Annotated in this window: 20 protein-coding genes and 1 other RNA gene; 13 read left to right on the forward strand and 8 right to left on the reverse strand. The window is 70.3% G+C overall.

Features of this window, described 5'->3' with window-relative positions; genetic code table 11:
• The first annotated feature begins 137 nt into the window (after positions 1–137).
• The 3 genes from ACWDLG_RS26310 to ACWDLG_RS26320 all read left to right on the forward strand — a co-directional run bounded on the left by ACWDLG_RS26310 (position 138) and on the right by ACWDLG_RS26320 (position 4962).
• Positions 138–1619, forward strand: a complete 1482-nt coding sequence (locus ACWDLG_RS26310; RefSeq protein ID WP_449924532.1) for a hypothetical protein — start codon at positions 138–140, stop codon at positions 1617–1619.
• Positions 1620–1719: 100 nt separating this feature from the next.
• Entirely contained in the window at positions 1720–3891 is a 2172-nt protein-coding gene (locus ACWDLG_RS26315) for a bifunctional SulP family inorganic anion transporter/carbonic anhydrase (protein WP_449924534.1), read from the forward strand.
• A 63-nt stretch (positions 3892–3954) separates the two neighbouring features.
• The gene (locus tag ACWDLG_RS26320) at positions 3955–4962 is read left to right on the forward strand and encodes an NAD-dependent epimerase/dehydratase family protein (RefSeq protein WP_449924537.1); all 1008 of its coding nucleotides are present in this window, start codon (positions 3955–3957) and stop codon (positions 4960–4962) included.
• Positions 4963–5050: 88 nt separating this feature from the next.
• Here ACWDLG_RS26320 and ACWDLG_RS26325 read toward each other — a convergent pair whose 3' ends face one another.
• Positions 5051–5794, reverse strand: coding sequence for a GNAT family N-acetyltransferase (locus tag ACWDLG_RS26325; RefSeq protein ID WP_449924539.1), 744 nt, complete (start codon positions 5792–5794; stop codon positions 5051–5053).
• 143 nt (positions 5795–5937) lie between these two features.
• Here ACWDLG_RS26325 and ACWDLG_RS26330 point away from each other — a divergent pair, with 143 nt between their 5' ends.
• The 4 genes from ACWDLG_RS26330 (at position 5938) to ACWDLG_RS26345 (ending at position 7335) form a co-directional block, all read left to right on the forward strand.
• On the forward strand, positions 5938–6177 hold the full coding sequence (locus ACWDLG_RS26330) for a hypothetical protein (RefSeq protein WP_449924542.1): 240 nt from the start codon (positions 5938–5940) through the stop codon (positions 6175–6177).
• 328 nt (positions 6178–6505) lie between these two features.
• A complete protein-coding gene (locus tag ACWDLG_RS26335) occupies positions 6506–6640 on the forward strand; it encodes a hypothetical protein (protein WP_449924544.1) in 135 nt (44 codons plus the stop codon).
• A gap of 7 nt (positions 6641–6647) precedes the next feature.
• The gene (locus tag ACWDLG_RS26340; protein ID WP_449924547.1) at positions 6648–7049 is read left to right on the forward strand and encodes a carboxymuconolactone decarboxylase family protein; all 402 of its coding nucleotides are present in this window, start codon (positions 6648–6650) and stop codon (positions 7047–7049) included.
• Positions 7050–7194: 145 nt separating this feature from the next.
• The gene (locus ACWDLG_RS26345; protein ID WP_449924550.1) at positions 7195–7335 is read left to right on the forward strand and encodes a hypothetical protein; all 141 of its coding nucleotides are present in this window, start codon (positions 7195–7197) and stop codon (positions 7333–7335) included.
• A gap of 724 nt (positions 7336–8059) precedes the next feature.
• Here ACWDLG_RS26345 and ACWDLG_RS26350 read toward each other — a convergent pair.
• From ACWDLG_RS26350 to ACWDLG_RS26360, 3 genes are read right to left on the reverse strand one after another with little or no spacing between them, the layout of a single operon-like run.
• Positions 8060–9004: a toll/interleukin-1 receptor domain-containing protein gene (locus ACWDLG_RS26350; RefSeq protein WP_449924553.1), complete on the reverse strand. Its 945-nt coding sequence runs from the start codon at positions 9002–9004 to the stop codon at positions 8060–8062.
• A gap of 16 nt (positions 9005–9020) precedes the next feature.
• Positions 9021–9551, reverse strand: a complete 531-nt coding sequence (locus tag ACWDLG_RS26355) for a GNAT family N-acetyltransferase (RefSeq protein ID WP_449924556.1) — start codon at positions 9549–9551, stop codon at positions 9021–9023.
• Between the two features lie 10 nt (positions 9552–9561).
• Entirely contained in the window at positions 9562–10449 is an 888-nt protein-coding gene (locus ACWDLG_RS26360) for a hypothetical protein (RefSeq protein WP_449924559.1), read from the reverse strand.
• Positions 10450–10564: 115 nt separating this feature from the next.
• Between ACWDLG_RS26360 and ACWDLG_RS26365 the strand changes: the two genes are divergently transcribed.
• The 3 genes from ACWDLG_RS26365 to ACWDLG_RS26375 all read left to right on the forward strand — a co-directional run bounded on the left by ACWDLG_RS26365 (position 10565) and on the right by ACWDLG_RS26375 (position 11897).
• Complete coding sequence (locus tag ACWDLG_RS26365; protein ID WP_449924561.1) at positions 10565–10747, forward strand: helix-turn-helix transcriptional regulator; 183 nt, start codon at positions 10565–10567, stop codon at positions 10745–10747.
• A gap of 68 nt (positions 10748–10815) precedes the next feature.
• Positions 10816–11280, forward strand: coding sequence for a tyrosine-type recombinase/integrase (locus tag ACWDLG_RS26370; protein WP_449924564.1), 465 nt, complete (start codon positions 10816–10818; stop codon positions 11278–11280).
• 14 nt (positions 11281–11294) lie between these two features.
• Positions 11295–11897, forward strand: a complete 603-nt coding sequence (locus tag ACWDLG_RS26375) for a site-specific integrase (RefSeq protein WP_449924937.1) — start codon at positions 11295–11297, stop codon at positions 11895–11897.
• Positions 11898–11951: 54 nt separating this feature from the next.
• Here ACWDLG_RS26375 and rnpB read toward each other — a convergent pair.
• From rnpB to ACWDLG_RS26395, 4 genes are all read right to left on the reverse strand, one after another.
• Positions 11952–12349: RNase P RNA component class A (gene rnpB, locus ACWDLG_RS26380), an RNA gene on the reverse strand.
• Between the two features lie 716 nt (positions 12350–13065).
• Positions 13066–14406, reverse strand: coding sequence for a bifunctional RNase H/acid phosphatase (locus tag ACWDLG_RS26385; RefSeq protein WP_449924567.1), 1341 nt, complete (start codon positions 14404–14406; stop codon positions 13066–13068).
• A 41-nt stretch (positions 14407–14447) separates the two neighbouring features.
• Entirely contained in the window at positions 14448–15188 is a 741-nt protein-coding gene (locus ACWDLG_RS26390; RefSeq protein WP_449924570.1) for a zinc ribbon domain-containing protein, read from the reverse strand.
• Positions 15189–15190: 2 nt separating this feature from the next.
• Entirely contained in the window at positions 15191–15991 is an 801-nt protein-coding gene (locus ACWDLG_RS26395) for a Nif3-like dinuclear metal center hexameric protein (RefSeq protein ID WP_449924573.1), read from the reverse strand.
• An 85-nt stretch (positions 15992–16076) separates the two neighbouring features.
• On the opposite strand from ACWDLG_RS26395, the gene ACWDLG_RS26400 reads away from it, so the two are divergent.
• The 3 genes from ACWDLG_RS26400 to ACWDLG_RS26410 are packed head-to-tail and all read left to right on the forward strand — an operon-like array spanning position 16077 to position 19707.
• Positions 16077–17510, forward strand: coding sequence for a flavin-containing monooxygenase (locus ACWDLG_RS26400; protein ID WP_449924576.1), 1434 nt, complete (start codon positions 16077–16079; stop codon positions 17508–17510).
• Positions 17507–18520, forward strand: coding sequence for a dipeptidase (locus ACWDLG_RS26405; protein ID WP_449924579.1), 1014 nt, complete (start codon positions 17507–17509; stop codon positions 18518–18520). Before ACWDLG_RS26400 ends, ACWDLG_RS26405 begins: the two co-directional genes overlap by 4 nt.
• Positions 18517–19707 carry a M20 family metallopeptidase gene (locus ACWDLG_RS26410; RefSeq protein ID WP_449924583.1) on the forward strand — a complete coding sequence of 397 codons (1191 nt, stop codon included), beginning with the start codon at positions 18517–18519 and terminating at the stop codon, positions 19705–19707. Before ACWDLG_RS26405 ends, ACWDLG_RS26410 begins: the two co-directional genes overlap by 4 nt.
• Positions 19708–19723: the final 16 nt, after the last annotated feature.

A 19723-nucleotide genomic window follows, 5' to 3' on the forward strand; every position in this document is an offset into this window, starting at 1 on the left:
GGTGTGACAACGCTCATAGTGGTCCGACACAATCAGATCCGTTCGCTGTGCGTTGGTGATCAAAGGGGGCAGATCGCGTCGATGGCCGCGCGATCTCACCGGCGCTGCTGGCAGGCCATGGCCTTGAGGGTGGTGCAATGACCGCGGTCGTACTGGTTCTCGTCGCCGTCGTGCTCCTCGTGCTCGTAGTCGTGGCACTGGGCATGCGTTCGATGAACAAGCGTGAGAGCTCGCTCCCTCCGGAGCGGCTGAAGGCGATGGCCGAGAAAGAGGAGATGACCCAGGCTCGGTCGACGGACGAGTTCGCCGCCCACGAGCCGCGCATGTCCAACTTCAGCCCCGACTTCAGCCCCATTGACCAGGCGAAGCAGCCCAAACCCGTGCGTACGGGCCAGCGCGGCAGGCGTGGTGTCGACGAGTGGGGCAACGGCGCGGCCGAGGACGACGACGAGGAGTTCTGGGCCAACATCCGCAACGAGGCCACCGAGGGCGGCTTCGGCGCGGGCGGCACGGTGAAGGCGCGCATGGCGGCCAGCAGGCCCGTCGAGCCGGAGCGCCCGGCGGCCGACCCCTCGGGCGAGCGGACCGTCCAGCTTCCCCTGCCGCCGCGGCCCGCCGCCGCCGCGGCCGCCCCCCCGGCGCCCGCCGCGGCCGCTCCCGCCGCTCCGGCCGCCTCCGCACCGCCCGCGCCCGCCGCCAGGCCGGCCCGCTCCACCCGGTCGAGCAGGGCCGCTGCCCGCGCCGCCGCGGCGGCCGCCGCCGCCGAGCGGCCGCTGGTCGAGCCGGCGCCGGCGGCCGAGCCGCGCCCCGCCGTCTCCACCTCCGACCTGGCCGACCAGCGCACGGTGACGTTCGCCGCCCCGACGCCCGACGTGATGAGCATCCTGGGCGCGGGCGCCAAGCCGGTGCCGCCGCCGCAGCCCGAGCCGCAGCCGAACAGCGGCTCCTTCTCCGCGTTCGGCAGCAACTCGTTCCCCGCCGTCAACAGCGGCTCCTTCCCCTCGGTGCCGGCCGCTCCGGTTCACGGGGCGCCGACGAGCGACCCGTTCCCCGCCTACGGCGCGGCCGACGCCGAGACGACCTGGCAGTCGGCGCAGCAGCCGGCACGGCAGTCGGCACAACAGCCGGCACAGCAGCCCGCCGCGGGGCAGAACTCCGGCTCGTGGCCGGCTCCCCCCGCCCATGACGTGCTCGACGCCGCCGCCCCCGCCTCGTCGTGGCCCGCGTTCGAGACCTACACCCAGCCCGCCGCCGCCTTCCCCAACTCCTACGAGGTGCGCTCCGGCTGGGCCGCACCCGACGACGACGCGCTGGTCACCGGGCCGACGCCCGCGGCCACCACGCCCACCGCCCCGGGCCGCGCGGTCTCGCCGTACGACGACGTGCTGGGCGGCGGCGCGCAGCGCGCCTCCGGTTACGAGCCGCAGGCGCAGACGCAGGCCACCCCGTACGCGCCGCCGGCCACGCCCGCCGCCTGGCCCGAGCAGCCCGCCGCGGGCGGCAGCTGGCCCTCCTACGGCGAGATGTACGGCCAGGAGGAGCCCGAGTCGGCCAGGCAGGGGCGCCGGGGCAACCACCACCGCGCCCCAGACCAGGACTATCCCGACTATTACCGCTGATCGTAAAGGCCCCTCGTAACAGGCGTTTCACCGGGCCGCCAGCAGTTACAGTCTGTCGGTGGACACTCAGAGTAATCGCCTGACTGCCCTTAGACACGATGTGCCCGCGTCGCTGGTGGTGTTCCTCGTCGCGGTCCCGCTGTCGCTCGGCATCGCCGTCGCCTCCGACGCCCCGCTGGCCGCCGGGCTGACCGCCGCGGTCGTGGGCGGCGTGGTGGCGGGGCTGTTCGGCGGCTCGGCCGTCCAGGTGAGCGGGCCCGCCGCCGGCCTGTCACTGGTGGTGGCCGAGCTCGTGCACACCTATGGCTGGCGGGCCACCTGCATGATCACGCTGCTGGCCGGTGTGGTGCAGCTGCTGCTCGGCGTGTTCAAGGCGGCCCGTGCGGCGCTGGCCGTCTCCCCCGCCGTCATCCACGGCATGCTGGCGGGCGTGGGCGTGGTGATCGCGCTGTCGCAGCTGCACGTGGTGCTGGGCGGCAGCCCGCAGTCCTCGGCCGTCGACAACCTGCTGGAGCTGCCCGCGCAGGTCGCCGACCTGCACGACCACGCGGCCGCGGTCGGGCTGATCACGATCGGCGTGCTGCTGGTGTGGAAGTGGCTGCCCCGCCGGGTCCGCCTGGTCCCCGGACCGCTGGCGGCGCTGCTGATCGCCTCGGTCGCGGCGGCGGCGTTCAGCCTGGACGTCACCCGGGTGGACCTGCCGGAGAACCTCCTGCAGTGGGTGCCCCCCGTGCTGCCCGCGGGCGACTGGCACGGCATCCTCGCCGCGGTGCTGCTGGTGGCGCTGCTGGCGGGCGTGGAGTCGCTGCTGTGCTCGGTGGCCGTCGACAGCCAGCACGACGGCCCGCGCACCGACCTGGACAGGGAGCTGCGCGGGCAGGGCATCGCCAACATCGTCTCGGGCGCGCTCGGCGGGCTGCCGACGGCCGGCGTGATCGTGCGCAGCACCACCAACGTCCAGGCGGGTGCCCGCAGCCGCTGGTCGACCGTGCTGCACGGCGTGTGGGTGCTGGTCTTCGTCCTGTGCTTCGGCTGGGCCATCCGGCTGATCCCGCTGGAGGCGCTGGCGGCGCTGCTGGCCTTCATCGGCCTGCAGATGTTCAACCTGGGTCATGTGCGCAAGGTCCACGGCCACGGCGAGGTGCCCGTCTACCTCGTCACGCTGGCGGGCGTGGTCGTCCTCGGCCTGGCCGAGGGGGTGCTGTTCGGGCTGGCGCTGGCCGTCCTGCTCGCGTTGCGGCGGCTGACGTGGATCTCGGCGCACGTACGGCAGGAGCAGGACGGGCGCCGGCACGTGACGATCTCGGGATCGCTCACCTTCCTCGGCGTGCCGCGCCTCACCGACGAGCTGCGCGCCATCCCGCCGGGCGTGCCCGTCGACCTCGATCTCAACATCGACTTCATGGACAACGCCGCCTTCGAGGCGCTGCACTCGTGGCGGCTCATGCACGAGCGCTCCGGCGGCAGCGTCGACATCGACGAGCTGCACGACGAGTGGTACAGCCTGGCCGCCGCCGGCCACCGCATGTTCCCCGCCAAGACGCCGGCCAAGGCGCACGAGCACGGGTGGCTGCCGTGGGCGCACCGCCGCAGGCGCAAGAGTGCGACGGTGCCCGAGCAGGGCGGTCCGGCCGAGTGCGAGCTGACCGTGGGGGCGCGCGAGTTCCACCGGCGGGCGGCGCCGCAGATGCGGCCCATCTTCACCGAGCTGGCGCGCCGGCAGCAGCCGACGCACCTGTTCATCACCTGCGCCGACTCCCGCATCGTGCCCACGCTCATCACCGCCAGCGGTCCAGGCGACCTGTTCGTGGTGCGCAACATCGGCAACATGGTCCCCCGGTACGGCGCCGAGCCGCACGACGACTCGATGGCGGCGGCGATCGAGTACGCGACGCAGGTGCTGGGCGTGCGGACGATCACGGTGTGCGGCCATTCGGGGTGCGGGGCGATGGCCGGGCTGCTGTCGGGCGGGGAGAAGGCGGGCAGCCTGCCCGGGCTGCGGCGGTGGCTGCGGCACGGCAACCACAGCCTGGCCCGGTTCATCCTCGGCGACAGCGACGGCAGCGACAGCGGGCCGCTGGACCGGCTGTGCAGGGTGAACGTGACGCAGCAGCTGGAGAACCTGCGCACGCACCGGAAGGTCGCCGAGCAGGTGGCCGCCGGGTCGCTGGAGCTGGTGGGGCTCTACTTCGACATCGCCTCGGCCAGGGTGCACATCCTGCCCTCCCCCGAGGTGCCCGTGCCGGCCGGTGAGGAGGAAGCCGTCTCGTGAGCCCGCCTACGCTCTCGGTGAAGCCGCGGCGTGAATCGCGTGCCGTACCCGAAGAATGCTCGTATGAGAGTTCTGGTCATCGGAGGTTCAGCGTTCCTCGGCCGCGCGATCGTGTCCGAGGCGCTCGGGCGCGGTCACGAGGTCACGACCTTCAACAGGGGGCAGAGCTACCCTGACGTGCCTGGCGTGGAGGCCGTCCGCGGCGACAGGGAGTCGGCGGCGGACCTCGAACGCCTGGTGGACGGGCGGCAGTGGGACATCGTCGTGGACACCTCGGCGTTCGTGCCGCGCGTGGCCGGGCAGTCGGCGCGGCTGCTGTCCGGCCACGCCGGCACCTACGCCTTCGTCTCGACGGTGTCGGCCGTGCGCGGCTTCCCTGCCGAGCCGGCGACCGACGAGTCAGGGCTGTTGGACTGCGCGCCCGACGCCGGTCCCGACGACGGCGACTACGGCGTGCTCAAGGCGGGCTGCGAGCGCGCGGTCGAGCAGGGCTTCGACGGCAACACACTGATCATCCAGCCCGGGCTCATCCTCGGCCCGCACGAGAACGTCGCCCGGCTGCCGTGGTGGCTGACCAGGATCGAGCGCGGGGGTCAGGTGCTGGCTCCCGGCGACCCCTCGGTGGCCATGCAGCTCATCGACGCCCGCGACATCGCGATCTTCACCCTCGACCAGGCGGAGAAGGGCGTCCGCGACCGCTTCATGGTCACCGGGCCGGCGGGCAACGCCACCTACGGCGAGTGGCTGGAGCTGTGCAGGCAGGCCACCGGCTCCGACGCGGAGTTCGTGTGGGTGGACGACCAGTTCCTCCTCGACCACGAGGCCGGTGCCTGGATGGAGCTGCCGCTCTGGGCGCCGCGCAATCCCGAGACGGCCAACTTCTGGACGATCTCCACGGCGAAGGCGGAGGCGGCGGGGCTGCGCTGCCGTAGCGTGGCCGAGACGGTCCGCGACACCTGGGAGTGGCTGCGGGAGATCCCGGTCGCCGAGCGGGTGTTCGGCCGGAGGAACGTCCACGGCATCGCGCCCGAGAAGGAGGCGGCGATCCTGGCCGCCTGGGCGGCACGCTAGCGGACGACCGCACGCCGCGCCCCGGGCCGGGGAACATCCCGGCCCGGTCGGGCGGTCGCGGGGCTCGTCGCTCGTCAGCGGGTGCGGGTCAGGGGGACGACCACCAGGTCGACTGCGTGACGGTGGTGAAGCCGAGCGAGTCGTAGAGCGGCTTGCCCGCGCTGGCCGCCGTCAGCGTGACCGGCAGGTCCTTCAGCAGTCCGCCGAGCACCGCGTGCATGAGCGCCCGCCCGACGCCGAGCGAGCGGAAGCCGGGCAGCGTGGTCACCCAGTACAGCCCGCCCACCGTGCCGTCGGCGACCGTCACGCACGCCCCCGCGGGCTCGCCGTCCTTCTCCGCGACGAAAAGATCGACGCCCTCGTGGCCCAGCAGCGCCGCCGGGAAGGCCTGGCCGGCGAGGTGCGGCTGGAAACGGGACAGCGGGAAACCCTCGACGACGATCCGCTCGGCCGTCTCCAGCTGCTCCGCACGCTCCACCCTGACGATCTCGACGGCCGGGGGCGGCAGGGCCGTACCGGGTCTGCGGATCATGACGGGCATCCGGCGCGGGGTCAGCCCGATCGCGGTCATGTGGACGACGCCGTAGGAGTCCTCGACCAGCGCGGGGCCGCGGGTCCAGCCCTCGGCCAGCGCGGTCAGCTCGGCGACGTCGGACGCGTCGGGCGAGGAGGACTGCAGGATGATCCGCAACCCCGCCCGCTCGTCGCCGGCCACGGCGACGAAGCCGGGCCGCTCGACCACGTCGTGGCCACGCGCGCCGGCCAGCGCCTTCCACAACGCCGTGGCGTTCGTGGTGGCCAGGCGGAGCTCGGCCAGATCGGTGATGGTCATGGAAGGGACCCTACAAGAGCGCGCCCTGACCTACGGCGACCGGATCGGCCGGCCCGACGGCCGCCTCCGGGATCTGGGTGACATGCCGCCCCTCGGCGCCCTTGTGGCATCCTGAGAGGCCCGCGATCACGAGGAGATCAGTGATGGCCCACCCTCCCGGCACGCAGCCCGTGCCCCGGCGCACCCCTCTCAGCGCGGAGGAGAAGGTCCGCGCCGAGGCGAACTTCGTGCCACTCGTCGCCGAGCAGCTCGCCGCCGGCGGCCGGTTCCGGGTGAGCGCCGACACTCCGGAGCTGGTGGAGCTGTTCCAGGGGTCGCCCGCAGGGTGGGTGACCTGCTCCAGCGCCCTGTGGTCAGCTACGCCAACGGCAGGTACATCGTGATCGAGTTCGGTCGGGAGGAGGCGGGTCTCACCGCCTGAGATCTCTGCTCGGCGCATGCCGTCCGCCCTGACACACGAACCAGGTCACGGGGACGTTCCGTCATCACGGACGGTCACCGTCCCCTTGCAAAACTCATGCGCTCGGCGCCCGGCGAGGTCACGCTGGCCGGGGTGACGCTGCCGGCGGGCGCGCCGGTCGCGGCCATCGTCGCCTCCGCCAACCGCGACGAGAGCGTGTTCGACGATCCCGACCGCTTCGACCTCTACGGCCGCTGCACCCGCACGTCTCGCTGGGCTACGCCCGGCACCGCTGCCTGGCCATCGACTTCGTGCCCGAGATCGTCCGCATCAGCCTGGAGGTACTGCTGGAACGCCTGCCCGGCCTGCGGGCCGACGCGGACCGGCCGCCCGCCTTCCACGGCTGGCGCTACCGGCACCCCGACAGCCTCCACGTCCGCTGGTGAGGAAGACATGACGACAGAACGCCGCAAGCACGGCGAAGCCATCCTGGACCGCCTGGACGGCACCGCCCGCGCGCACCTCACCGCCGCCCTCGACGACATCTCGCCTGACCTCGCCGACCAGGTGATCTCCTGGGCCTTCGGCGAGATCTACGACCGGCCCGCGCTGCCGCCGCGCGACCGCCAGCTCGTCATCCTGGGCATCCTCACCACGCTGGGGAACTGCGAGCCGCAGCTCAAGATGCACCTCAGGATCGCGCTCAACGCGGGACTGACCCCGGACCAGATCACCGAGGCCCTGCTGCAGGCGGCCGTCTACTGCGGGATGCCGCGGGCGCTGGTCGCCACCTCGATCGCCAAGCAGGTCTTCGCCGAGCGCGGCCTGCTGCCCGTCCCCCCGGCCGGGCCGTAAGCCCGCCCAGGGCCAACGGGGCCCCGACGGGGTGATCCCCGAGACCCGACGGGGAGACCCAACGCGGTGACGCGCCGGGATGACGCGGCGGGAAGGCGGCGGCCCGCTCATCGCGGGCCGCCGGCGCGCGCCGCCATCGTCCACCGTGACCGATTCCCCCTCCTACCTGTTCCCCTCCTACCTGTTCTCCTCCTGCCTGTTCCCCTCCTGCCTGCGGGCCACCGCGCAGGCCTACGACGCCCCGGTCAGAGGGGTGTGTGACGAGCGGGCCTGTAGGCCGGGTTGAAATTCGCCGTGATCGTGACCTGCTGGTTTGCGCCGGACCGGGGTGTTGACCAGGCAAGACGCTGCCGTTGCTTGTCAGTGATTCACAAGATCTTCGGATGCGATGTGCACGGATTGTGCACTCTTCCAGGGGCACCTACGCAGGGTCGATCCCGTGGAGGGTGCGCCGGGTTGACGAATTGTTGCGGTGGCGCAGGATCTGATGGGGAAGATCTTCCAGGGGATCGTTAAACTTGATCATCGGTGAGGCCGCTGGCCTCACCGCGCGGAGCGTGGCCCTGATCCCCTGGGAGATCTTCGTGGGTCCCATCTGATCCGGCTCCGCAACAATTCGGTGAGGCGGCGAGCCCGGAGCGGGTCGGCCCCCGGCGTACAGCGCCCAGCCACCGAACGGCGTTACGGCGCGCGGCCCGTGTGGACCGATGCGCGGGTGCGGCCTCGCGCGGTGCCGGCGCCGCGTCGCCGTCAAGGCGTAAGCGGGGGCCGGCGACCGCGCCCCACTTGGCCACAGCTGCCGCGCTTGCCCAGTCTTCCGCATGGCGCGCGTGCGCTCCGATGGTCAGCCCGTTCGCACGAGGACGCGCCTACCCACACATGGCGATCAGCTCGGCGGCGCGCGGTAGCGCGCCCTTGAAGCAGTAAAGAAAGTACTCACAGCGGGAGATGTCCCAGAGATATCGCATGCGCGATTTCTCCGTTTTGAGCCTACAGAGGTCCGCCGAACATTATTCTTCCGATTGAGGCCTAGAATCCAGCTGGACAGTGCCACGACGCTGCATATCCATATAGAATCCAAGTCTATCCAGCGCGAAAGAAATCACTCTTGCCGAAAGCGGAGAACGACTTTCTTCCGAGGAAAGCCCCATGGATTCCTGTAGTAGCATGCGAGCCAAGGAGTTACGCTGGGCGCTATCCAAACGAGCCCAGTTGGCCACCTGCAAGTATGCTGCAGCAATTGCCTCCCAGATTCGCAGCTCCGTTTCCGGATTAGCATCCCTATAAAGATCACCAATGAAAGTTGGCAGGTCCTCGACCAACTCTCTAGCCGCATCACTAAGCGCATTAACCACCAGAGCACAGCGAACTATAACATCTCCCTCGGTAGTGATTATTTTGGGCAGCGGAGCGGGGGCGAGGGCACTCAATGGAACATTAATCCTCTCACCCTCCGAGCGCCTCAAGGCCCGATACAGAGAAAGACGATTTTCGAGGTCTGGCCGAATTGCGACGATAATAGATTCGGCGATATCCTGAATCGACTTGCCGCCGGTTGTGATCGCCACCGTATCAGCAAGCGTGGGAGACTTGGCCCTGATCTGATCTCCTGTAACCCCATGCCAAAGAGGCAGGATTACCTTGCTACGCTCACTTACTTGACGAACATTCAATCCTTTTAACTCGAAATCCGTCCACCCCTTCTTAAGGAAGTGGGGACTGATTACCACCAAACCATATTTCGAAGTGGCGATTCCTCGATTGATGGAGTCATATAGACTGTCCCCCAACTTGAGGGTAAACTCGTCATACCAAACACTAACGCCTAAGCGTCGCAGGAATTCGGCAAGGGGGCGAACAAGGAGCTCTTTATCCTCGGAAGCGTGAGAGATGAACAGCTCTAGAGCAAAGTCTCGCTGAGGCTCATCGTATGAAGGCTTCGGGTTTGATGCCATAAGGCCTCACCTTCTTCTATAGCGGGTTAAGCATGCTGTAGAGGATGCTGTCCCGCCACTGGCCATTGGTAAATACGTGATCACGAATTCGCCCCTCGGGTACGAAACCGAGTTTCGTGACAAGAAGCATCGACGTCGAGTTTTTGGGACCGATTGCTGCGCTGATCCGATGCAAGTTAAGGCTTTCAAAACCGAAGGCGATCAAAGTTCGTGCTGCGTCTGTGGCAAAGCCACAGCCCCATTCCTCAGCCACGATGGCGAAGCCGAGCTTTGCCGCTTGGACACCGCTTAGCCCGAGGCGCGCAAAGCCGATCAACTCTTCCGCGTCGTGCTTGGTGACCGCGAGATAGTACTCAGTGCGTGGCTCTTCCTTGGCACGCGTGACGATACCCGCCACCATGTCAGCAGCCTGATCACGGGTGCGGGTATCGAATGAGAGCCAGTCAGTCACGCGAGGATCGCCAACGATGCGGAACGCGCCGTCAACGTCGTCAGGGCGGAACTCGCGGAGGATGACCTTCTCGCCGACCAAGCGAACCGGATGCATGATCCGGAGGCTACATCGGCAGAGCCTTCATCGGGGAGCGCGTGAAGAACTCGATGTGCTCTTGCAACTCCCGAGCTTCGCCGCTGGCCGGCGCCTTGGACAGCACCTGGTGGACGTGCTCAACGGACTTGATGATGCCATTGATGCGCTGCTCAGGTGGAAGATCCAGGACTGGTGTGAGGGCCTCGGCGGCTCCTTCGACCTCACCACGTTGGATGCGTGCGATGGCAAGGTCGGAATGCGAACCGGCCTGGTCGCCGAACGCCCACTCAGGTCGGCTGGCGTCGCTGTATTCGGCTACGGCCTGAGTCGAGTAGCTCTCGGCTTGCTCGGCCTCTGATGGAAGCCAGGCGAGAGCATCGGGCGCGTAGTAGAGCTGACGCGCCCGGCTGAAAGTGGCGATGCCTCCGAGCTCGTCCATCTCGTCCGGCTGGACCTGGTCCCAAGCGTCCTCGGCCCGTTGGATAGCTGCCGTGGTGTTGATCGGGTTGCCGAGCGCGGCCCAACTCCGGGCCTCGTTCATCGCGAGCCAGACCATCGAGGTGTTCCGCGAGCGTGCCGCGAACTCCGTGCCCTGCTGCGCGTACCGGATCGCCTCGTTGTGCCGCTTGGCCCAGTACGCCACGAACGACTGTAGGCCGCGAATCCAGGCTCGCAAACCGTCGTGATCGGAGTGGTCGGCGCACATGAACGCCGTCCGCGCCTGGGTCATGGCCGCGTGTGGGTCGGCAAGGTCGTGTGATGCCTTGGCCAGCAGCCCGCCGTTCACCCCTGCCAGGAAGTAGAGGTGCTTGGCCTGGTCGGGACGCTGACGCTGCTCCAACAGAGTGAAGATCACGTCTTGGACGCTGACCAGGTCGCCGAGGATCTCGGAAAGCGGGCGCTGTGGATAGGCCATCGCCAGTTCGTGAACATCCTCGTGGATCTGCTGCGGCCAAGGCTCGCGAGTACGCCCACGTGGCCCGAGAAGAGATCGCCTGCACGGCCTGATCCAGGCAGAAAGAGGTATCCGCATGGCCGTACACACTGAAGATCGCCTGTGGACTTCGAGGGAGGTCGCCGAGTTCTTAGGTGTCCCCCTCGGCACGCTCTACCAATGGCGCACACGCGGGCTCGGGCCCCCTGGCCGCCGTATCGGCAAGCATCTCCGCTATCTCCCCGCTGACGTGCTCGCCTGGGTCCGGGAGCAGTCATGACGGTCACTGACCGATGGCACAAGTCTCGGCCCGAGCCCGGCGAGCCGAGGTGTTCAGAACATCGCAAAGTGCCGACCAAGGAGCATGGCAAGGGTGACCGATGGCTGGTTCGCTATCGAGATGAGGGTGGCGAGCAACGCGCCCGGAGCTTCGAGCGCAAGGCCGATGCTGACCGCTTCGAGGCGACCAGGAAGGCGGACCAGTCGCGGGGTGACTGGATCGATCCCCGGCTCGGCCAGACTCGATTCGATCAGTACGCCCCCAACTGGATGGCTGCGCGGCTGCATAAGGCCGGGACCATCGAGCGTTACGAGCATGCGCTTCGCAACCACATCTACCCGACCTTCGGCGCACTCGGGCTGGTCTCGATTCGCCCGACCGCCGTTCAGCACTGGGTGAAGGTCCTCCAACAGACCGGTCTCGCTCCTCGGACGATCGAGACCATTTACACGATTTTCGCGAGCATCATGCGCGGAGCCGTACGAGATGAGCTGATCCGCAAGTCTCCCTGCATTGACATCCGCTTGCCGTAGCCAGCAAGACCACGATCCACCTCCTCTCCCCTGATCAGGTGGTCTCCCTCTATGAGGCCATGGCCAAGGAGTACGCCGCCCTGGTTCTTGTCGGCGCCGGTGCCGGTCTCCGTCAGGGCGAGGCGTTCGGGCTGGCCAAGGATCGGATCGACTTCGAGGCGGGCATGATCCGAGTCGATCAACAGGTCGTCGTGATCAAGAGTCGCGCCGTGCTGGGCACTCCGAAGAGCCCGGCGTCGGTTCGAGACGTGCCCATGCCCGACTTCGTGGCCGAGGCACTAGCCAAGCACATCGCGACATACGACCCGTCCGACATCGTGTTTCGTACTGCGCTGCGGGACAACCTGATTCGCCGCGACTACTTCAATGCCAAGATCTGGAAACCCGCGATCAAGTTGGCGGGCCTGATGCCCGACACCACGTTTCATGACCTCCGCCACACCTACGCGAGCACTGCCCTCGCCGCTGGCGTTCCGATCTCCGAGGTCTCCAAGTGGCTCGGCCACGAGTCGATCACAACGACTGTGGATCTCTACGGCCATCTCGTTCCGGAAGCTTCCGGGCGGGCCCGGACGGCGCTGGACATGGCCTTCCGGTCTGCGTTCCGTGTGCACTGAATGTGCACTGGCAGGGTCTAGACACAGCTCCGCCCCTGGTCAGAGAAGCGGAGAGAGACGAGCCGGCCTGTAGGCCGGGTTCTGTCCTTCGCGAACGAAGGGGCGACCATCCATCTAGGACCGCCGTTGCCGGCGGTCTCAAGCGGTCTACCCGCGCGACTCGGACGGGCAGTCCTCGAACGCCGCGCGCGGGACGCTCCTGCTGGGGCGTCCCTTCTTGACCTTGCTCCGGGTGGGGTTTACCTAGCCGCTCACGTCACCGCGAGCGCTGGTGGTCTCTTACACCACCCTTTCACCCTTACCTCCCGGATGTCCGGGAGGCGGTCTGCTCTCTGTGGCACTGTCCCGCGGGTCACCCCGGGTCGGGGTTACCGACCACCCTGCCCTGCGGAGCCCGGACCTTCCTCGGCGAGCCCCGCGAAGGGGCTCGACGCGGTCGCCCGGCCGGCTCGTCTGCAGGGAGGTTATCAAACTCCCAGCCACCTCCAATCCATCCACAAGAGCCCCGTGATGTCCTGGGGTGGTCATCGTCTGAGGGGGACGGTGCCCACGGCTCGGTCGTGCCGGGTGAAACCTCGCGGCATCCGGCCCGACCGGGCCGTGACCGGACGACGGTCACGCCTCGGCCCACACGCTCCTGGGATGCCTGGGCGGTGCCCGAGGGCGCGGGCTCCTCGTGCCGACCCACGGAGCGGGCGAACCTGACTGGACCCTCCTGGCCCGCCGGCCTGCCGCGTCCGCAGGCGGGTGTTCACCCAGGGCACGGCGGGCGGGGCACCGCGGGCGGGGTGGGAACGCGGGCGGGGTTCCGCCCGCCTCCAGGGCCACGGGAGCGGGGACCCGGCGCGGCCCCGGCGCAGGCGTTCTGCCCTTGGTCCGGTGGGCCGGGGTTCTGCCCTTGGTCCGGTGGGCCGGGGTTCTGCCCTTGGTCCGGTGGGCCAGGGTTCTGCCCTTGGTCCGGTGGACCGGGGTTCTGTCTGGACCCCGTTCTGCAGCCGACGGGCCGAGGTCCGCCCGAAGACAGCGGTCCGAGGCGCTACCTGGCGGCAGCGGTCCGAGGCGCTACCTGGGGGCAGCGGTCCGGGGTGCAACCCGCGGGGCTGTGGGCCGCGGCACTGCCCAGCAGGCCGAGGGACCGCCCGAAGACAGCGGGTCGGCAGGTGGGGGGTCAGTGCAAGTGGCTGATGTCGTTGAACGCCTTCACGACGGCGGGCCCGTCGGCGTAGAAGTCGATCAGGGACAGGCACGCCACGTCGAGATGCATGCGGTACAGCGCCTCGGGCGGCGCGAGCAGCGCGAGCCTGAGGAGCGTCTTGATCGGCGTGACGTGGGAGACGACCAGCACGGTCTTGCCTTCGTACTGCTCGACCAGCCGGTCCCTGGTCGCCTCGACGCGTCGGGCGACCTGGGTGAAGCTCTCCCCCCTGGGTGGCGCGACGGCGGGGTCGGCCAGCCAGGCGGCCAGCTCGTCCGGCCACTCGCGCTGGATCTCGGTGAAGGTGTGCCCCTCCCAGGCGCCGAAGTCGGTCTCCCTGAGGCCTTCGTCCACCTCGACGTCCACGCCGACGAGCCGCGCCACCATCTCGGCGGTCTGGCGGGCCCGCTTGAGCGGGGAGCTGACGATCACGTCGATCCGGTACGGCGGCGCCGCCAGCCTGCGCGCGGCGGCGCCGGCCTGGGCCAGGCCGTTCGCGGTGAGTTCGGCGTCGCCGAGCCCCGAGAAGCGGCGTTCGGCCGACAGTGGGGTCTCGCCGTGGCGCAGCAGGAGGAGCGAGGTGGCGACCCTGGTGGCGGGGCCCCAGCCGGTGCCCTTGGCGGCCTGCCGGGTGACCAGCGAGGCGGTCGGCGCCGACAGGTCGAGCAGGTCGGTCTGCCCGCCGGTCTTCGGCGCCGAGGGTGCCTCCCGTCCGGCCCCCGCGGGCGGCGTCTCCGGCACGCCCCCGGTCTCGGGGATCGCGCGACCGCCCGGCGAGCCCGCCCCGGCAGCCTCCCGCGAGCCCGGCTCCGAGGCGCCGCGCGAGCCGGCCGCCGAAGCGCCGCGCCCGCCCGCCTCCGGGACGGCGGTGCCGCCCGCCTGCCACGCCAGTCCCTTGGCCGCGGCGTCCATCGCCTCGTTGGCCAGCCGGTCGGCGTGCTTGTTGCGCTCGCGGGGGATCCACGTCCACCCGGTGATCCGCAGCCGCCTGGCCAGGCCCTGCGCCTCGAGGGCGAGCGGCCTGAGCCCCTCGTTCTTGATCTTCCAGCGGCCGGCCATCTGCTCGATGACGAGCTTGGAGTCCATACGGACCTCGACCTCGGCGCCTTCACCGCCGAGGTCGAGCACGGCGGCGAGCCCCGCGACCAGGCCGCGGTACTCGGCGACGTTGTTGGTGGTGACGCCGATCGCCTCGGCCCGCTCGGCGAGGACCTGGCGGTCGCGGGCGTCCATCACGACGGCCCCGTAGCCGGCGGGGCCGGGATTGCCTCTCGACCCGCCGTCGGCCTCGACGAGGTACGGGGTCGTGCTCATGGAAGCTCCTTGATCGCTGCCGGCCGGTTCGGCGGCCTGGGTCAGATGCCGGACTCGGGGGTGCGGACGAGGATGCGGCGGCATTCCTCGCAGCGCAGCACCTCGTCGTGGGGGGCGGCCTTGATGCGGTTCATGTCGGCGATCGACAGCGTCACCTTGCATCCCATGCAGCGGCCGCCGTGCAGCATCGCGGCGCCCACGCCGTACTGGCCGCGCAGCTTCTCGTACAGGGCGAGCAGGTCGGCGGGGATGTCGGGGAGCACGCCCGCGCGGCGGCCCTCGACGTCGGCCGTCTCCTTGTCGATCTCGGCCAGGGCGGCGTCGCGGCGGTCCTCGGCGGCGGCCCTGGTGGTCGCGATTTCGTCGCGCCTGGCGATCAGGTCGGTGACCTTGGAGTCGGCGGCCTCGCGGCGCTCCATGATCTCCAGGACGACCTCCTCGAGGTCGCCCTGGCGGCGGTGCAGCGAGGCGATCTCGGACTGCAGGCTGGACAGGTCCTTGGGCGAGGTGACCATGCCGGAGTCGAGGCGCTTCTGGTCGCGGTCGGCGCGGGTGCGCACGGTCTCGACGTCGCTTTCCGCCTTGGTCTGCTCGCGGGACAGGTCACCGGCCTCGGTCTCGGCGGCGATCACCTGGGTGGCCAGCTGGGCCAGCTGCTTCGACTGCTCGTCGATCTCGGCCAGCTCGGGCAGGGTACGGCGGCGGTGCGCCAGGCGGTCGGCAGCGGAGTCAAGCTCGGCCAGGTCGAGCAGTCGCTTCTGAGCGGCAGGGGCTGCTTTCATGATCAATATCCTTTTGTCCAAGCATCGGTGACCGTGGCGGAGACGCGCGTCTCAACGTTAACGCCACTGGAGCTCAGGATGGACGCCGCGCTGTCGAGCCATGGCCACTCGGTGGCCCAGTGGGCGGCGTCGATCAGGGCGGGACCGCCGGCCTCGACGAACTCGCTGGCGGGGTGGTGACGCAGGTCGGCGGTGAGGAAGACGTCGACGCCGGCGGCGCGTGCCGTACCGAGGAGGGAGTCTCCTGACCCGCCGCTGACGGCCACGCGCGTGACGGGCCTGGACGGGTCGCCCGCGACGCGCAGGCCCCACGAGGTCTTCGGCAGCCCGGCAGCGGCCTGCTCGGCGAACGCGCCGAGCGTCATCGTGCGGGGCAGGTCGCCGACGCGGCCGAGGCCGCGCCAGGGGTCGTCGGGGAACGGCTGCAGCGGCACCAGGTCGCCGACCAGGCCGACGGCGCGGGCCAGGGCGTCTGAGACGCCGGGGTTGGCGACGTCGGCGTTGGTGTGGGCGGTGTAGAGGGCGACGTCGTTGCGGATCAGGTCGTGGATCAGCCTGCCCTTGTAGGTGGTCGCGGCGACGCTGGTGGTGCCGCGCAGGTAGAGCGGGTGGTGGACGACGATCAGGTCGGCGCCCCAGTCGAGCGCCTCCTCGGCCACGACGGGCACGGGATCGACCGCGAACAGCACCCGCCGCACCGCCTGGTCGGGGTCTCCGCAGACCAGGCCCACGGCGTCCCACGACTCGGCCCTGCCAGGCGGATAGGCGGCCTCGAACACGTTGATCACATCAGCCAGCGTCACCTGCGCAGACTACCGGTTCGGCCACCTCGACACGTGAGCGAGCGCCGCCTAACGTAAGTGGATCCTGACATCTGTGGAGGGGCGCATGAGGGTCGCGATCATCGGTGCGGGGTTCGGCGGGCTGTGCATGGCGATCAGGCTCGAGCAGGCGGGCATCGGCTCCTACACGGTCTTCGAGAAGGCGGACGGCCTCGGCGGCACGTGGCGCGACAACACCTATCCGGGAGCGGGCTGCGACATCCCCTCCCAGCTGTATTCGTACTCGTTCGAGAAGGACGCGAGCTGGACGCGCCGCTACCCCGGGCAGCCGGAGATCCTCGCCTACCTGGACAGGTGCGCCGACAAGTACGGCGTCCGGCCGAAGATCCGCTTCGGCGCCGAGGTCGTCGCGGCGGACTTCGACGGTCGGCGCTGGCGGGTCACCACGGGTGAGGGGAGCGAGGAGTTCGACGTCGTGGTGTCGTGCGTGGGCCAGCTGACCCGTCCCGCGTACCCGCCGATCCCTGGACGGGAGAGCTTCGCGGGCGTCGCCTTCCACAGCGCCCGCTGGAACCACGACCACGACCTGACCGACCGCCGGGTGGCGGTGATCGGCAACGGCTCGTCCGCCGCGCAGTTCATCCCCCGCATCCAGCCGCTGGCCGCCCGTCTCGACGTCTTCCAGCGCACCCCCAACTGGGTCATCCCCAAGCCCGACGCGACGTTCGGGCCGGCGGCGCGGCTCGCCCTGCGCCTGGTTCCCGGCCTGCGGCGGGCCTACCGCGAGTGGATCTACCGGTACGCCGAGGGCACCCTCTACCCCGCCCTCGCCCGCGGCTGGAGCGCCGGCCTGCTGAGGAAGCGGGCGCTCGGCCACCTGCACGCCCAGGTCGCCGATCCGGTCCTGCGGGCCAAGCTCACCCCCCGCTTCCCGGTCGGCTGCAAGCGGGTGGTCATCGACAGCGCGTTCTACCCGGCGCTCACCCGGCCCAACGTGGAGGTCGTCACGGACCCGATCGTCAGGGTCACGCCGGAGGGGGTGCAGACCACCGAGGGCGTGCGCGCGGCCGACACGATCATCTACGCCACGGGCTTCCGCACCACCGAGTTCCTGCAGCCGATCGCGTTCACCGGGCTGGGCGGGGTGTCGCTGACCGACCAGTGGAAGGACGGCGCCGAGGCGTATCTCGGCATCGCGGTGCCGAACTTCCCCAACCTGTTCCTGGTCTACGGGCCGAACACCAACCTCGGCCACAACTCCATCGTCTTCATGATCGAGTGCCAGGTGCGGCACGTCATGGCGTGCCTGCCGTACCTGGAGAGGAACGGGCCGATGGAGGTCAGGCCCGAGGCCATGGCGGCCTGGCGGCGGCAGCTGGCGGCGGCGATGGAGCGGATGGTGTGGGGCGGCGGCTGCCAGAGCTGGTACAAGACCGCCGACGGGCGCGTCGTCAACAACTGGCCGGGACGCGCGGGCCTGTACCGCAGGCTCACCGCTCTCCCGCCGCTCGACGCCTACCGGATAACGTCATCGGCATGACGTCGCATGTGGTGGCTGACACGCACAACGATCTCCTCATGGCGGTCTCGGCGAGACCGCCCGACCGGTGGGCGGACTTCTTCCGCACCCAATGGCTTCCCCAGCTGCGCGCCGGCCGGGTGAACCTCCAGGTCCTGCCGGTGTTCATCTCCTCGGAGTACCGTCCGGAGGGATCACTCAGGCAGACGTTGCGCATGATCGAGTGCGCGCACGTGATCGCCGAGGGCAACCCCGACGAGGTCGCGCTGTGCACGGACGCCGCGCAGATCGACGCGGCCATCGACGCCGGCAGGATCGCGCTGGTGCTGGCGATGGAGAGCATGCCCGGCATCGACGCCAGCGTGGAGCTGATCCCGACGATGCACCGCCTCGGCGTGCGGATCGCCTCGATCGCGCACTGGGGCCGCACCCCGCTGGCCGACGGCAGCGGCGAGGACGCCACCGGCAGCGGCCTCACCTCCCACGGCGTCGAGGCGCTGAAGGAGATGGAGCGGCTGGGCATCCTGTTCGACGTCTCCCACCTGGGCGCCTCGGGCGTCGCGCACGTGCTGGAGCTGGCGACCAAGCCGGTGATGGCGACCCACTCCTCGGCGCGCGCCCTGCGCGACCACCACCGCAACCTGACCGACGAGCAGCTCAGGGGCGTGGCCGGGACCGGCGGCGTGGTCTGCGTGAACTTCCTGGCCGCCTTCCTCACCGAGAACGCCCGCGAGGCCACGCTCGACCACGTGCTCGACCACATCGAGCACATCGCGGGCGTCGTGGGGATCGACCACGTGGGCCTCGGGCCCGACTTCATGGACGAGGTCAGGCGCGACCTCACGCCTCCGTGCTGCGAGAGCGTCACCTCCACCGGTCTCGACGTCGCCGCCGCCGTACCGGGGCTCGAGGGACCCCGCGGCCTGCCACTGGTCACCGAGGGGCTGCTGGCGCGGGGGCTGCCGGAGGCCGACGTGCACAAGATCGTCGGCGGGAACGTGCACCGGTTCTTCGGAAAGGCGCTGGCGTGATCGAGGACCTGGAGGAACTGGTCGGCTGCGAGTCCTTCTCCAGCGACCTGGAGGCGGTGGCGCGCAGCGCGAAGGTCGTCGCGGCGATGGGCGCGCGCCACCTGGGCGCGCAGCCGGAGACGATCGTCGTCGACGGTGTCACGCACCTGCGGTGGACCTTCGGCGAGCCGAAGGTGCTGCTGCTCGGGCACCACGACACCGTCTGGCCGATCGGCACGCTGGCCACCCACCCGTGGTCGGTGGTGGACGGCATCGCGCGCGGCCCCGGCGTCTTCGACATGAAGGCGGGGCTGGTGCAGATGTTCCACGCGCTGGCCGGGCTGGAGACGCTCGACGGCGTCAGCGTGCTGGTGACGGGTGACGAGGAGGCCGGCTCCATCACCTCGCGCGCGCTGATCGAGGACTCCGCGCGCGGTCTCGCGGCCGCGTTCGTGCTGGAGGCCAGCGCGGACGGCGGCGCGCTCAAGACCGCCCGCAAGGGCACCTCCGACTACACGGTCACCGTGCACGGCAAGGCGGCGCACGCCGGGCTGGAGCCGTGGAAGGGGGCCAACGCGGGGATCGAGCTCGCCCATCAGATCCTCACGATCGCGGGGATGGCGGCGGTGGTGGACTCGGACGAGCCGGGCGGCCCGGCCGGCCAGGCCGGCCCGGGCGGTCCGGGCGGTCCGGGTGGCCCGGGCGGCTCCGGGGACGCGGCGGCGCCGGCAGGCTCCGGCGGGCCGGTCGCGGGAACGACGGTGACGCCGACGGTCCTGTCCGGCGGGACCACCGTGAACACGGTGCCCGCCCTGGCGCACGTGGGGGTGGACGTGCGGGTGCCGACCCTGGCCGCCCAGGCCAAGGTGGACACGCTCATGCGGGCGCTGTCGCCGCGGCTGGAGGGCATCCGGCTGGAGGTGCGCGGCGGGCCGAACCGGCCGCCGATGGAGGCGGCGCAGTCGGCCCGGCTGTTCGCGCTGGCGCAGCGGCTGGCGGAGGAGCTGGGGCTCGGGGCGCTGACGTCGGCCTCGGTGGGCGGCGCCTCGGACGGGAACTTCACCGCCGGCCTGGGCGTGCCGACGCTCGACGGGCTCGGCGCGGTCGGCGGTGGCGCGCACGCGGACCACGAGCACGTCGTGGTGGCGGAGCTGCCGCGCCGGATGGAGCTGCTCAGGGCGCTGGTCCGCGCGGTGCTGGCCGCCTGACCCCGGAGGCCGCGCG

The organism is Nonomuraea sp. NPDC003727 (genome assembly GCF_053586935.1).

Excerpts from the sequence above, each read along its gene's own strand:
- ACWDLG_RS26310 (WP_449924532.1), top strand. The coding sequence starts at position 138 with ATGACCGCGGTCGTACTGGTTCTCGTCGCCGTCGTGCTCCTCGTGCTC.
- ACWDLG_RS26320 (WP_449924537.1), top strand. The coding sequence starts at position 3,955 with ATGAGAGTTCTGGTCATCGGAGGTTCAGCGTTCCTCGGCCGCGCGATC.
- ACWDLG_RS26325 (WP_449924539.1), bottom strand. The coding sequence starts at position 5,794 with ATGACCATCACCGATCTGGCCGAGCTCCGCCTGGCCACCACGAACGCC.
- ACWDLG_RS26330 (WP_449924542.1), top strand. The coding sequence starts at position 5,938 with ATGGCCCACCCTCCCGGCACGCAGCCCGTGCCCCGGCGCACCCCTCTC.
- ACWDLG_RS26340 (WP_449924547.1), top strand. The coding sequence starts at position 6,648 with ATGACGACAGAACGCCGCAAGCACGGCGAAGCCATCCTGGACCGCCTG.
- ACWDLG_RS26350 (WP_449924553.1), bottom strand. The coding sequence starts at position 9,004 with ATGGCATCAAACCCGAAGCCTTCATACGATGAGCCTCAGCGAGACTTT.
- ACWDLG_RS26355 (WP_449924556.1), bottom strand. The coding sequence starts at position 9,551 with ATGCATCCGGTTCGCTTGGTCGGCGAGAAGGTCATCCTCCGCGAGTTC.
- ACWDLG_RS26360 (WP_449924559.1), bottom strand. The coding sequence starts at position 10,449 with ATGGCCTATCCACAGCGCCCGCTTTCCGAGATCCTCGGCGACCTGGTC.
- ACWDLG_RS26365 (WP_449924561.1), top strand. The coding sequence starts at position 10,565 with ATGGCCGTACACACTGAAGATCGCCTGTGGACTTCGAGGGAGGTCGCC.
- ACWDLG_RS26385 (WP_449924567.1), bottom strand. The coding sequence starts at position 14,406 with ATGAGCACGACCCCGTACCTCGTCGAGGCCGACGGCGGGTCGAGAGGC.
- ACWDLG_RS26390 (WP_449924570.1), bottom strand. The coding sequence starts at position 15,188 with ATGAAAGCAGCCCCTGCCGCTCAGAAGCGACTGCTCGACCTGGCCGAG.
- ACWDLG_RS26400 (WP_449924576.1), top strand. The coding sequence starts at position 16,077 with ATGAGGGTCGCGATCATCGGTGCGGGGTTCGGCGGGCTGTGCATGGCG.
- ACWDLG_RS26405 (WP_449924579.1), top strand. The coding sequence starts at position 17,507 with ATGACGTCGCATGTGGTGGCTGACACGCACAACGATCTCCTCATGGCG.